10 protein-coding genes are annotated in these 12,925 nt (G+C 72.4%); 7 read left to right on the top strand and 3 right to left on the bottom strand.

Annotation, left to right across the window (positions count from 1 at the left end):
- Positions 1 to 186: 186 nt before the first annotated feature.
- The 5 genes from ctaD (at position 187) to AB0G28_RS36330 (ending at position 5,180) form a co-directional block, all read left to right on the top strand.
- Entirely contained in the window at positions 187 to 1,881 is a 1,695-nt protein-coding gene (gene ctaD, locus AB0G28_RS36350) for a cytochrome c oxidase subunit I (RefSeq protein ID WP_361100026.1), read from the top strand.
- A gap of 198 nt (positions 1,882 to 2,079) precedes the next feature.
- A complete protein-coding gene (locus tag AB0G28_RS36345) occupies positions 2,080 to 2,841 on the top strand; it encodes a sigma 54 modulation/S30EA ribosomal C-terminal domain-containing protein (RefSeq protein ID WP_361100023.1) in 762 nt (253 codons plus the stop codon).
- Entirely contained in the window at positions 2,838 to 3,110 is a 273-nt protein-coding gene (locus tag AB0G28_RS36340; RefSeq protein ID WP_361100020.1) for a DUF3040 domain-containing protein, read from the top strand. The genes AB0G28_RS36345 and AB0G28_RS36340 overlap by 4 nt, the downstream gene beginning before the upstream one ends.
- Position 3,111: 1 nt before the next feature.
- Entirely contained in the window at positions 3,112 to 4,500 is a 1,389-nt protein-coding gene (gene hemG, locus AB0G28_RS36335; RefSeq protein ID WP_361100017.1) for a protoporphyrinogen oxidase, read from the top strand.
- On the top strand, positions 4,497 to 5,180 hold the full coding sequence (locus AB0G28_RS36330; protein WP_361100014.1) for a response regulator transcription factor: 684 nt from the start codon (positions 4,497 to 4,499) through the stop codon (positions 5,178 to 5,180). Before hemG ends, AB0G28_RS36330 begins: the two co-directional genes overlap by 4 nt.
- 9 nt (positions 5,181 to 5,189) lie before the next feature.
- Here the strand turns inward: AB0G28_RS36330 and AB0G28_RS36325 are convergent, their stop codons facing one another.
- Positions 5,190 to 6,815, bottom strand: coding sequence for a GAF domain-containing protein (locus tag AB0G28_RS36325; RefSeq protein ID WP_361100011.1), 1,626 nt, complete (start codon positions 6,813 to 6,815; stop codon positions 5,190 to 5,192).
- Positions 6,816 to 6,852: 37 nt separating this feature from the next.
- Complete coding sequence (locus AB0G28_RS36320; protein ID WP_361100008.1) at positions 6,853 to 8,205, bottom strand: wax ester/triacylglycerol synthase domain-containing protein; 1,353 nt, start codon at positions 8,203 to 8,205, stop codon at positions 6,853 to 6,855.
- A 172-nt stretch (positions 8,206 to 8,377) separates the two neighbouring features.
- Here AB0G28_RS36320 and AB0G28_RS36315 point away from each other — a divergent pair, with 172 nt between their 5' ends.
- Together AB0G28_RS36315 and AB0G28_RS36310 are read left to right on the top strand one after the other, a co-directional pair.
- On the top strand, positions 8,378 to 9,850 hold the full coding sequence (locus AB0G28_RS36315; RefSeq protein WP_361100005.1) for a serine hydrolase domain-containing protein: 1,473 nt from the start codon (positions 8,378 to 8,380) through the stop codon (positions 9,848 to 9,850).
- Positions 9,851 to 9,876: 26 nt separating this feature from the next.
- On the top strand, positions 9,877 to 10,743 hold the full coding sequence (locus AB0G28_RS36310; protein WP_361100002.1) for an alpha/beta hydrolase: 867 nt from the start codon (positions 9,877 to 9,879) through the stop codon (positions 10,741 to 10,743).
- Positions 10,744 to 11,344: 601 nt separating this feature from the next.
- On the opposite strand, the gene AB0G28_RS36305 is transcribed toward AB0G28_RS36310, so the two are convergent.
- On the bottom strand, positions 11,345 to 12,829 hold the full coding sequence (locus AB0G28_RS36305) for a glycosyltransferase (RefSeq protein WP_361099999.1): 1,485 nt from the start codon (positions 12,827 to 12,829) through the stop codon (positions 11,345 to 11,347).
- Positions 12,830 to 12,925: the final 96 nt, after the last annotated feature.

Genomic DNA, 12,925 nt, shown 5'->3' with positions numbered 1-12,925 from the left:
GTGGTCCGGACCCCGTCGTCGTCCAGGGACCAAAGTCACCACCTCGAGGCCCTTCGGCGTCCGGCGGCGGGGCCATCGGTCCCCGGATCGGCCGGGGCCCCCGATAGGGCCCATTGGGCCCTATCGGAATCGATCACCGAGTGGTCAGCCTGACGCGCGCACGACTCGGACGTCAGGAGCATTCAGGTGAGCACAACGACCCCCGTCCCCATCAGCCAGCGGGCCCGGCGTGAGCCGGTGAAAGGCGCCGTCCTGCTGCGGTTGTTCCGGACGACCGATCACAAGGTGATCGGGGTGATGTACCTGGTCACCACCTTCGCGTTCTTCCTCATCGGGGGCGCGATGGCGATGCTGATCCGCTCGGAGCTGGCGCGGCCGGGGCTGCAGTTCCTCTCGCAGGAGCAGTACAACCAGCTCTTCACGATGCACGGCACGGTGATGCTGCTGCTGTACGCGACGCCGAGCGTGTTCGGGTTCGCGAACTTCGTGCTGCCGCTGCAGATCGGCTCGCCGGACGTCGCGTTCCCGCGGCTGAACGCGTTCTCGTTCTGGCTCTTCCTGTTCGGCGGCCTGATCATGCTGGGCGGGTTCCTGACCCCGGGTGGCGCCGCCGACTTCGGCTGGTTCGCCTACACCCCGCTGTCGGACGCGATCCACTCGCCCGGCGTCGGACCGAACCTGTGGATCGTCGGGGTCGCCGTCGGCGGGCTCGGCACGATCCTCGGCGCGGTCAACATGGTCACGACCGTGGTCTGCCTGCGCGCGCCGGGGATGACGATGTGGCGGATGCCGATCTTCACCTGGAACATCCTCGTCACCAGCATCCTCGTGCTGATCGTGTTCCCGATCCTCACCGCCGCCGGGTTCGGCCTGCTCGCCGACCGGCTGATCGGGGCGCACGTGTTCGACCCCGCCAACGGCGGCGCGGTCCTCTGGCAGCACCTGTTCTGGTTCTTCGGCCACCCCGAGGTCTACATCCTCGCCTTGCCGTTCTTCGGGGTCGTCTCGGAAATCCTGCCGGTGTTCTCCCGCAAACCGCTGTTCGGCTACCGCGGCCTGGTCTGGGCGACGCTGTCCATCGCCGCGCTGTCGGTCGCGGTGTGGGCGCACCACATGTACGCCACCGGCGCCGTGCTGCTGCCGTTCTTCTCCTTCATGACGTTCCTGGTCGCCGTGCCCACCGGCGTGAAGTTCTTCAACTGGATCGGCACGATGTGGAAGGGCCAGCTGACGTTCGAGTCGCCGATGCTGTTCTCCGTCGGGTTCCTGGTCACCTTCCTCTTCGGCGGCCTGTCCGGGGTGTTGCTCGCGGCGCCGGCCCTGGACTTCCACGTGTCGGACACCTACTTCGTGGTCGCGCACTTCCACTACGTGCTCTACGGCACGATCGTGTTCGCCACCTTCGCCGGCATCTACTTCTGGTTCCCGAAGATCACCGGCCGGATGATGGATGAAAACCTGGCCCGATGGCACTTCTGGACCACGTTCATCGGCTTCCACGGCACGTTCCTCGTCCAGCACTGGCTCGGCAACGAAGGCATGCCGCGCCGGTACGCGGACTACCTCACCACCGACGGGTTCACCACGCTGAACACGATCTCCACGATTGGCGCGTACATCCTCGGTGCCTCGGTCCTGCCGTTCATCTGGAACGTCTTCAAGAGCTACCGGTACGGCGAGATCGTCACGGTGGACGACCCGTGGGGCTACGGCAACTCGCTCGAGTGGGCGACCTCCTGCCCGCCCCCGCGGCACAACTTCACCGAGCTGCCCCGGATCCGCTCCGAGCGGCCGGCGTTCGAGCTGCACTACCCGCACATGATCGAACGCCTGCGCAACGAAGGCGAAATCACCCTCACCGGCAAACCCAAGCAGGGCTGAGCGGCCGCCGGGGCCGAGACCCGTGTCGGGTACCGACGACCGTCCCAAGTGGACAGAGATCGGAATTCCCGCGGCAGGGGCCGGAAGTCACCAGATGACCGGTGGACGCCCGAAAGGGACTTTCGGCCCCTGCTGGCCGCGCCGCACGATCCCGAAACTGGACCCCGCAAAGCGCACGACCCCTCAGAAGGACGGTGCATGGCCGACCACGAAATCGCGATGCTGACCTCCGGCGAAGTGCTCGCCAAAGCACGGGACCAGGTGCATCGCCAGATCGCGGCGTTCACGCGCCGCGCCGACCGGAACGTGGAAGCGGTCCGGGTCCGGCTCACGACGTACCGGCAGACCAAGGCCACCCGCCCCGCGCTGACCCAGGTCAACCTCGTCGTCGACGGCCGCCCGGTGCGCGCCCAGCTCGCGGCGGGGTTCTTCGCGGAGGCCACCGCCCTGCTGCGGACCCGGCTCCAGCAGCAGCTTCGCCGGCTCGCCGCACCCGCGGCACCCCGGTCGTGGCCGGACGCGTTCGACCGGTACCGGCGCCCGGCGCTGGCGGCGCTGCCGCCCGCGCGGCGCCGCGTGATGCGCCGCAAGGCCTATCCGCTCGTGCGCTGCGGTCCGGACGAAGCCGCACTGACGATGGACCTGATGGACTACGACTTCATGCTCTTCGTCGACGCCGAAACGGGGCAGGACAGCCTGGTCCACCGCGTCGGCCCGACCGGCTACCGGCTGACCCGGCTCGCCGGCCTCGTCCCGCCCGGGCAGCCGGTGCGCATGCCCTGGACGATCGGCGTGGCCGCCGTCCCCCGGATCAGCGTCGAAGAGGCCGTCGACCGGCTGAACGCCACCGACCTGCCGTACCGCTTCTTCGAAGACGCCACGACCGGCCGCGGCAGCGTGCTCTACCTGCGCTACGACGGCCACTACGGCCTGCTCACCGCGGCCGGGAGTACCCCGTGACCCCGGCGGAAGAGCGCCGCCTGAGCGAGATCCGGCAGCACCTGACCGGCGAAGACCCGGGACTGGCCCGGGTACTGGCAACCGGACGGCAGTCGGCCTCGCCCGCGTTCGCCGGCGCGCTCGGCGCGTTCCTCCTCGCCGTCGCGGGCGGGCTGCTCCTGCTCGCGCTCGGTGCTGAACTGCGGTCACCGGCCCTGACCGTCGGCGGCGCGCTGTTCGTCGTCGCCGTCCCGGCGCTGCGCGCCACTCTGAACCGAAGGAAATCCTGACGTGACAACGGAAACCCACACCACGGACGTGCTCGTGATCGGCGGTGGGATCGCCGGGCTCGCCGCGGCGCAACGGCTGTCCGAAGCCGGCGTGCGAGTGGCCCTGCTCGAAGCGTCGGACCGCCTCGGCGGCAAGCTGCGGACCGGTACCGTCGCCGGCATCCCGGTCGATCTGGGCGCCGAAGCCCTCTTCGCGCCGAACCCCGCCGCCGCGGAACTCGCCCGCGCGACCGGGCTCGGCCACCGGCTCCAGCCCGCGGCCACCACCGCCGCCGCACTCTGGAGCCGCGGGACGCTGCACCCGATGCCGTCGGGGCACCTGCTCGGCGTGCCGGGCGAGCGCACCGAGCTGAGCGGGCTGCTCTCCCCGGAAGGTGTCGACCGCGTGCGGCAGGACCGCACCCTCCCGCGCACCGAGTTCGGTGACGACGTCGCCATCGGCGCCTACGTCGCCGCGCGGTTCGGGCCGGAGGTCGCCGACCGGTTGCTGGCACCCCTGCTCGACGGCATCTACGCCGGCGACGTCTATCACCTTTCGCTGCGCGCCACGGCTCCGCGGCTCTTCGACGCGGCGAAGGCGCACGCTTCGCTGTTCGACGCCGTCCGCGCGGCCCAGCAGGGCGCCGCCCCGCCGGGACCGGTGTTCCTGGGCCTCGACGGCAGCCTCGGGCTACTGCCCGCGGCCGTCGGCGAGCTGGTCCGCCGCCGGGGCGGCACGGTCCGCACCGCGAGCCCGGTGCTGACCCTCACCCGCGGCGAAGGCGGCTGGCGCGCCCGCACCCCGGCCGCCACGTTCACCGCCGGCCAGGTGATCGTCGCGGTCCCCGCTCCGGCCGCGGCCGCGTTGCTCACGGCCGAAACACCCGGCGCCGCACTCCCGCTGTCGGAAATCGAGTACTCGTCCCAGGCCATCGTCACGTTCGCCTTCGCGCGCCGCGAGCTCCCGGCGTTGCCACCGGGAAGCGGTTTCCTCGTCCCGCGGGCGGACGGCCGGACGATCAAGGCGGCGACCCTCCTGAGCCGGAAGTGGCGCTGGCTCGCCGACGCCGCACCGGAGGTCTTCGTGCTGCGCACGTCGGTCGGCGGGCACGGCCGGCAGCAGGACCTGCACCGCACCGACGCCGAACTGGCGCGCAGGGCCCTGCACGACCTGAGCGACGCACTCGGCCCGCTGCCGGCCCCGCTCGAGAGCCGCGTCACCCGCTGGCAGGACGGGATACCGCAGTACACCACCGGCCACGTCGCCCGAGTCGCGAACATCCGGGCCGAAGCCGGGAAGCTGCCCGGCCTGTGGCTGTGCGGCGCCGCCTACGACGGGGTGGGGGTGACCCAGTGCGTGGCGGGCGGGTGGCGGGCCGCGGACCGGGCGCTGGGCATCGAGGCGCCGTGAACGGGCCGCTGCGGGTGTTCCTCCTCGACGACCACGAAGTGGTCCGCCGCGGCATCCGCGACCTGCTGGAAGGCGAACCCGACATCGTCGTGGCCGGCGAGGCGGCCACCGCCCGCGAGGCGCTGGCCCGGGTTCCGGCGGTCCGGCCGCACGTCGCCGTGCTCGACGTCCGGCTCGGCGAACCCGCCAGCACGCACGGCGACCGCGGCGGCGTCGAGGTGTGCCGGGAACTGCGGGCGCGGCTGCCCGAGCTCGCCTGCCTCATGCTGACTTCGTTCGACGACGACGAAGCCCTGTTCGACGCCGTCATGGCCGGCGCCGCGGGCTACGTCCTCAAGCAGGTGCGGGGCGCGGACCTCGTCTCCGCGGTCCGCACGGTGGCCACCGGGCGCTCGCTGCTGGCCCCGCGGACGGTGTCGCGGGTGATGAAGCGGCTCACCGGTCCGCCGCGCGAGGACACGCCGGCCGCGTCCCCGCTCGACGCACTTTCCCCGCGCGAGCTGGAGATCCTCGGGCTGATCGGCGAAGGCCTGACCAACCGGCAGATCGCCGAGCGGCTGTTCCTGTCGGAGAAGACGGTCAAGAACCGGGTCTCCTCGATCCTGAACAAGCTCGGCGTGCGCCGCCGGGTGCAGGCCGCGCTGCTCACCAGCCGGCCGGCCGCCCCGGGTTCCGGGTAGCCGCGCCGGTCAGTCGTCGGGCAGCGGAACCCCCCACACGATCCGGGTGCCGCCGCCGGCCGGGACCTCGACGGCCAGGGTGCCGCCGCACAGCTCGGCCCGCGACCGCATGTTCGCCAGGCCACCCCGGCGGGCGGCGACCGGCATCCCCACCCCGTCGTCGGTCACCGTGAGGAGGAGGACCTCGCCGGGATCCGGCACCGCCACGACCACCTCCGCCCGGCTCGCCCGGGCGTGGCGGGCGACGTTGCTCAGTGCCTCGGCGGTCACCGCCAGGACGTGCTCGGCCAGCCCGGCGTCCACGCTGAAGTCGACCGGCCCCTCGATCCGCAGCACGGGGTCGAACCCCAGAGACTGCGCCGCGACGCGGGCGGTCTCGGGCAGCCGGCGCCGCAGGCTCGCCCCGCCGTCGACGCCGTCGTCCGTGCGCAACGCGAAGATGGTGGAGCGGATCAGCTGGATCGTCGTGTCGAGGTCGTCGACCGTGCGGGCCACCCGCGCCGCGACGTCCGGGCTGCCGATCGCCCGGGTGGTGCCCTGCAGCGCCATCACACTGGCGAAGAGCCGCTGGACGACGAGGTCGTGCAGGTCACGCGCGATCCGGTCACGATCGTGCAGCAGCGCCAGCTCCTCGCTCTCGGCCCGGCGCCTGCCCAGCTCCAGCGCGATCGCCGCCTGGTCGGCGAACCCGGAGACCAGCCGGACCTCGGTGTCGTCGAACACCGCACGGCCCACCCGGCGGCTCAGCCGCAGCGCGCCGCACGCCGTGGCGTCGAGTGGCAGCGGGACGACCACCGTCGGCCCGTCGGCGTCACCGCGCCCGCCGAAGCGGTGGCCTCGCGGATCAGCCCGGCCTTCCTCGCTGACGACCGGTGCGCGGGTGGCCGTCGCGAGACCGGCCAGGGAACCGCGGGCGGGCACCAGTTCGCCGTCGACGAGATCCGCGTCCCCGCCCTCGGCCACCTCGACGCGCAGATGCCCGTCCCCGTCCACCGGCAGCAGCACGGCGACCAGGTCGGCGCCGGCCACCTCCCGGGTCCGCCGGGCGATCAGGCGCAGCACTTCACGCCAGTCGCGGCCGGCGAGCAGGTTGCGGGTGACCTCGCCGAGTGCCTCGAGCCACTGCTCGCGGCGCCGGCTTTCGCGGTAGGTGCGGGCGTGGTCGATGGCGACCCCGGCGGCGACGGCGAGCGTGGTCAGCACCGCCTCGTCGGCCGCATCGAACTCGGCCCCACCGCGTTTCTCGGTGAGGTAGAGATTGCCGAACACCTCGCCCCGCACCCGGACGGGCACCCCGAGGAACGTGCGCATCGGCGGGTGGTGTTCGGGAAACCCGTGGCTGTTCGGGTGTCGCGTGAGATCGGTGAGCCGGAGTGGTTCGGGGTGGCGGATGAGCTCCCCGAGAATCCCGTGCCCGCACGGGGGCGTCCCCAGTGCGGCGACGAGTTCATCGGCCATGCCGACCGGCAGGAACTGTGCCAGCCGTCGCCCGTCCCCGACGATCCCGAGCGCGCCGTACCCGGCATCGGTCAGCGCGACCGCGGCCACTACGACCTCGCGCAGCACCTGCGACAGCTCCAGCCCGCGGCCCACTCGCATCACCGCGTCGAGCAGACCCTGTACCCGATCGGACACGTCCAGCTCCGCGGCCGACGGTCCTGGCCGGCCCACTTCAGCTCCCCTGGTGATCTCGGCTCGCGATGACCGTGAGCGCTCCCAGCTCGTCGCGAGCGCTTTCGGCGAAGGTCTCGAAGTCGGGGACCGCGTCCCGGTCGGCGACCACGGTGACGGTGAACTGCCCCGCGTAGGAGAGCGCGCCGATTCCGAGCGGGACCCTGGCGATCAGCGGCAGCAGCGGAAAAATTTCGAGCAGGCGTGCGCCGGCGAGGTGGACCGGCTGCGGTGGGCCCGGGACATCGGCCGTGGTCACGCTGACGGGATGGCGCTCGAGGAACTTCAGCAGGGCCAAGCGCGCGAGCGGGCTGCGGAACGCGGTGCCCAGGTCGGCGTGGTCGACGGCTTTGCGCCGGGTGGTCTCCGCGGCGATCCGCCGCAACCGCGAGCCCGGATCGGCTACGCCGAGCGGGAGGGGGACGATCATCTGGCCGACGGAGTTGCCCCGGGCTTGATCCCGGTGCTGCGCGGGCCGCAGGGTGACCGGCACGTAGACGGGAACGGTGCGGTCCTCGACGGACTCCCCGCGGGCACGGAACAGCGCATCCAGACCGCCCGCGACCGCGGTCAGGAGGACGTCGTTGATCGTCGCGTCGTGCCGGTGCGCCGCCTGCCGGACGGCGTCCAGCTCGGCGCGGATGAAGGCGAAGGAACGGCCGGGGCCGACCACCCGATCGAGACTGGTCGGCGAAGTGGGCGGCGTCTTGAACAGCCTCGGCACCTGCGGCCACGCGGCTCGCGCCGACGCCAGGGCGGTCCGAGGCCGGCGAAGCACTGCCACGGCGGCCTGTGTCCGCCGCCGCAGGTTGTCGATCATCAGGGTGGACGCCGGGGGCCACGGCGCCGGCGTCCACGCCCGCACCGGGCCGGGTGCCGCGTCGAGGAACGCGCCGAGGGTCGCCACGCCGGCGATGCCGTCGCCGATCGCGTGGTGCATGCGGACGAAAAGGCCGACCCGGCCGCCGGCCAGGCCGGGGAAGAACCACATTTCCCACAGCGGCCGCGACCGGTCCATCCGGCGGGCACGCACGTTCTCGACCGCGTGCAGGAACCGAGCTTCGTCGGCGGGATCGTCCAGCGGCAGCACCCGGACATGGTCGGAAACCCCGAACACGGGAGCGTCCGTCCACAACGGACCCCCCAAGCCGGGCAGCGGGGTGACCAGCAGCTGCCGGAACCGCGGCACGAGGTGCAGGCGCGCTTCGACCGCCCTGCGCACCACGTCGATCCTGAAGCGGCCGTCCGGGTCGGCCAGCGGGGTGCCGTCGAGTACCGCCACCGCCCCGATGTCCTGCGGCCACAGCCGGTCGGGCCACAGCATGAGGCGGTCTTCCGCGGTCAGGCGTTCCATCGGTCTCCCTTCGCGGACAGCCTTGCTCCGGCCGAGTGGCCGTACTAGGGACTTCCGGTCGGGGACCTGAGGACCGATGTCCTCCCCGCGGACGACTTTGTCCCCTGAAAACACCGGGACACCGTTGGTGCACTGGAGAACTCGCCGACGAGCAGCCCAGGAGGGACGAGCCGTGACCTCTTCGTCGCCGGCACGCCGGACCGTCGAACGTCCCCCGTTGACGACGTGGTCCGCCGGCCAGGAGGCAACGACTCGCGCCGCGGTCGCGGCGATGCTCAACCGCCACCCGGTCGTCGGCCTGGCCGTGGGGATCGTGCGCGACGGGCAGCTGGCGTTCTTCCACGGGCACGGCGTAGCGGACACCACGTCCGGCGCGCCCGTCACGCCGGACACGATCTTCCGCATCGGGTCGCTGACCAAGACCGTCACGGCGATCGCTGTGCTGCAACTGGCCGAGGAGGGACTGGTCGAGCTCGACGCGCCGGCCGGGCGGTACCTGCGCGCCTACCGGCTGGTGCCGGCGAAGCCGTGGCACCGGCCCCCGACCGTGCGGCAGCTGCTGACGCACACGGCGGGGCTGCCGCAGCTCGCGCACCCCCTTCGCGCACTCCAGCCGATCCTGGGTGAGACCGTGCCGCACGGGCAGCCCGTACCGCCGCTCGCCGATTTCTACCGCGGACGGCTGCGCCTGGTAGCCGAACCGGGATCCGGGCACACCTACAGCAACCACGGCTTCGCCACCCTCGGCCAGATCGTGACCGACCTGACCGGCCGGCCACTGGGCGACCACCTGCGTGAGCGGATCTTCGAGCCGCTCGGCATGGCGGACACCGGCTTGGCCAGGACCCCCGGCGTACGTCGCCGGCTGGCCACCGGCTACGCCCTCCGGAGCCGGGGCCCGCAACCGGTCGCCGACACCGACATCATCACCACCGGCGCCGGTTCGCTCTATTCGAGCACGCGCGACATGGGCCGATACGTCGCCGCCCTCCTCGCCGGCGGAACGGGCGAGCACGGGCCGATCCTGCGACCGGAGACCCTCGCGTCCATGTTCGCGCCGCAGTACCGACCCGACCCGCGGGTGCCGGGGTGCGGGCTCGGGTTCTTCCGCGGCGACGCCGGCGGCCATGCCGTCGTGCACCACGACGGTCTGGTACCCGGCTTCAGCTCCCAGCTCGCCGTGGCCCCCACCGACGACCTCGGGATCGTCGCCTTCACCAACGGCGCCCGCGGCGCCCACCTGTGGCTCGGCACCGAAGTCTCCGGTCTGCTGCGGACGCTCATCGGCGCGCCCGCGGCGGAGATCCGCGGTGATGTCCCGCACCACGCCGAAACCTGGCCGGACCTGTGCGGCCGGTACACCTTCCGCGGGTCGCCCCGCGACGTGCAGAAGTGGTTCGTCGCCGGAGCGCGGGTGGCCGTCCGGCACGGGCGCCTCGCCCTGCGCCCGGCGACTCCGGTGCCCGCGCTGCTGCGGTGGTTTCCCCTGTTCCCGGACGACGAAGACGACCCGGGGGTCTTCCGGATCGACCTGTCCGCCGTCGACGGCGGAACGACCCGGGTGGTCTTCGGCCGGGCACCCGGCGGCCGGGTGACGGGCCTGCACCTCGAGTTCGGCACTCTGTCCTTCGACAAGCGGAGCTGATCACGGTGCGGAGAACCTCCCTAGCGGTGCGCGATGTGTCCCTTCGCGTCGAAGTCGTCGGGAGCGGTCCCCCGCTGGTCCTGATGCACGGCGGACCGTCCGCGGACCACTGGACGCTGTCGGCGTTCCACCGCCTCGCCGACCGGCACACCCTCGTCTTCTACGACCACCGCTGCAACGGGCACTCCGCCGGACCGCCGGTCACCTCGATGACGTGGGAGAACCTCACTGCCGACGCCGAGGCGCTGCGCGCCGGGCTGGGCTTCGGGAAGTGGGCCGTGCTCGGCCATTCGTTCGGCGGCCATGTCGCGCTGGAATACGTCCTGCGCTACCCGGACAGCGTGTCCCACCTCGTCCTGCTGGACACCGGCGGCGACAGCCGCTGGCCCCGCGAAAACGCACCCCGGCTGCTGGCCGAACGCGGCTACCCGCCGGCCAAGGTCGAACTGCTCCGGCGCTGGTTCACCGGCCAGTTCACGCCGGCCGAGTACTTCCCGATCTTCCTGCGCATCGGCGGGATCTACGACCACCGACCCCTGCTGGGCGCGTTCCGCTCCCTGACGCACGGAGCGTGGCGCACGAAAGCACGCCCGGAAGCGCTGATCTTCGCCGGGCGAACCCTGCTCAACGGCTGGACGGTGCTGGACCGCCTCGCTGAGATCGAGGTCCCGGCCCTGGTCCTGGCCGGACGCAGCGACGTGCTCTTCCCGCCCGAGGCCCAGCAGGAGCTGGCCGCGGGCATCCCGCACGCCCGCCGGCAACTCGTCGAGCGCGCCGGCCACAACCCGCATGACGAGCAGACCGCCGAGGTCATGCGGGCCGTCCGCACCTTCCTCGCGAGCCCGCCTGGCGATCATCCCCCCGGATCGAGGGAAAACCCCACCGCATGGTGACCGGACAAATCAAGGACGCGTACTCCGTCGAATTCCCGGTGGTTCGGATCCGACCAGCCCACGGCAGGGCTCGCCAGGCCGGTCCGTGGGGTTCGTGCGCGTCCTTGCCTGAGGAGTCGAGCCTTTGGTCCCCGGCGGAACGGTCCAAGAACCCTGGGCCCGCCACCCTGACGACGAGCCACTCGGGGTCGCGCCACAGGTGGACGAGGCTGGTGACCAGACTGGCGATGAGCGCGAGGTCGACGGCGCCGACCACCGAAGCGAAGCCGGCGGTGAGGAACGGCACCGCGTCCCAGCCGGGCCGGCCGTTGATCAGGACGAGAAGCACGCTGTTGAGCACGGCCCCGACGAGGTACCCGGCACGCCGGGACCGGACTGACGGTCGGCGGGTCTTCTCTCGGGTCGTCATCGTGGCCTCCGTTCGCCCCACGACCCTCCGCCCACCACCCTGCCCGGGGGCAGGGTCTTGGGTCCTCGAGCGCAGAGCCGGAAGACCGCCGTTCAGCGACCAGGCCCGCCGTCGACGAACACATGGAGCTACGCCACCCGGACGGCCGGACTGATCGGGCGGTCACTCGCCTGACCGCCGGGCCGGGTGGCGTCAGGCGTATCCCGGTGGGAACGACACTTCCGCCGGCACTCCCCGGCCGGTCACCAGACGCTCGTAGAGAGCGATGTACTGCAGGAACGACCGCGTCCCCAGGAACTCCCGCCGGACCTGGAGGCGGGCCTGCTCGCCCAGCTCCGCCGCGCGGACCGGGTCGGTCAGGAGGTCGGTCACCGCGCTGCCGAAAGCCGCCGGGTCGAGCGCGTCGACCAGGCAGCCGGTGCGGCCGTTCTCGATCTGGTCCTGGATTCCGCCGATCCGGCCGGCCACCACCGCGCGGGCCTTCCACATCGCTTCGGCCACCGTGAGGCCGAAGCCCTCGGCGATCGATTTCTGCACCACCACCTGGGCCCGGCGCTGCAGCGCGTTCACGATCGCCGCGTTCTCCTCCAGATCCGCCATCGGGAGCGTCGCGAGGTGAACGTGCTCCTGAACCCGTGAGGGAAGCGTGGCGAAGCACGCCATTGCCTCGTCCAGCACGTCGCCGCCTTCGGGGTCGTCGGCGACCTCCTCGACCGACGGCCCGGCCAGGACCAGGTGGGCGTCGGTCGAGGGCAGCACGTAGCGCACGAAGCCGTCGATCACCCCGAGCGGGTCCTTGAGCCGGTCCCAGCGCGAAACCTGCAGCACCACCGCGTCGTCCGGGCGCAGGCGCCGGGTCTCCGTCATCCGCGCGCGGCGTCCGACGCGGCCCGCCGAGCCGTCCAGGCGGGTGAACACCGGGTCGCCGGCCGACGGGGTGTCCTGTACCCCCGCGGCCGCGAGGATGGCTGTGACACGGTCGTCGGGGAGATCCTGGTTCTTGGCCGAGAAGGCGTCGATCGAGGGCGCGATGAGCGCGGTCTTCGCCGGGGCCAGGTCGTCCCAGACGTGCTGACGGCGGGAGAAGACGTAGGCGTCGGCCTGCCGGACGTACCCGCGCAGGAACTCCCACGCCCGCCGGGCCACCGGGGTGGCGTGGTCGATCCCCACGTGGCTGCGCCAGACGACCGGCACACCGAGCCCGGCGAGTGCGGGGACCATTCCCGCGCTCTGCGGGTCGTGCAGCAGCACGACGTCCCCCGGGGAGAGCCGCGCCGCGAGCTCTTCGCCCGCGGCGCGCGTGAACGACTCGTAGACCTCGCGAGCCTCGGCGTCGAGCGGCAAGCCGTCGCCCGGCGCGCCGTGGAGGTTGTTGTGCAGCCGCTTGGTCACCGCGAAGAAGGGTGCGGTACCGGCGATGGCCAGCCACCGCTCGTCGAGGCCCGCTCCGCGCCCGTACGCCAGCAGCGAGTGGAGCATCTCGGCCACGCCCCCGCCGCGCGCGGTGGAGTTCACGTGCCACATGACGTGGTCGCCGAGCAGCTCGCGCGCGCGGGCGAAGCGGTCCTGGAGCCGGCGGTAGGCCTGCTCGCCGATCAGCGGTTCGAACCGCTCGATCGCCAGCTTGCCGACCGGCGCCGGAACCAGCAGGGAAGCAGCAGAGTCGGGCAGGGCCATCACGGTCTCCTCGGATCGGGTTGCCGGTCGGCACCACCGGCGGGGTGGTGGCTTTCGGCCCTGTGCGGCCGAGGACGCCGTGGGGAAGCTGGAACC

Source organism: Amycolatopsis sp. NPDC021455 (assembly GCF_040640995.1).
Classification (GTDB): domain Bacteria; phylum Actinomycetota; class Actinomycetes; order Mycobacteriales; family Pseudonocardiaceae; genus Amycolatopsis.
This window is presented reverse-complemented; position numbering and strand designations above follow the sequence as displayed.

Excerpts from the sequence above, each read along its gene's own strand:
- AB0G28_RS36345 (WP_361100023.1), top strand. The coding sequence starts at position 2,080 with ATGGCCGACCACGAAATCGCGATGCTGACCTCCGGCGAAGTGCTCGCC.
- AB0G28_RS36320 (WP_361100008.1), bottom strand. The coding sequence starts at position 8,205 with ATGGAACGCCTGACCGCGGAAGACCGCCTCATGCTGTGGCCCGACCGG.
- AB0G28_RS36305 (WP_361099999.1), bottom strand. The coding sequence starts at position 12,829 with ATGGCCCTGCCCGACTCTGCTGCTTCCCTGCTGGTTCCGGCGCCGGTC.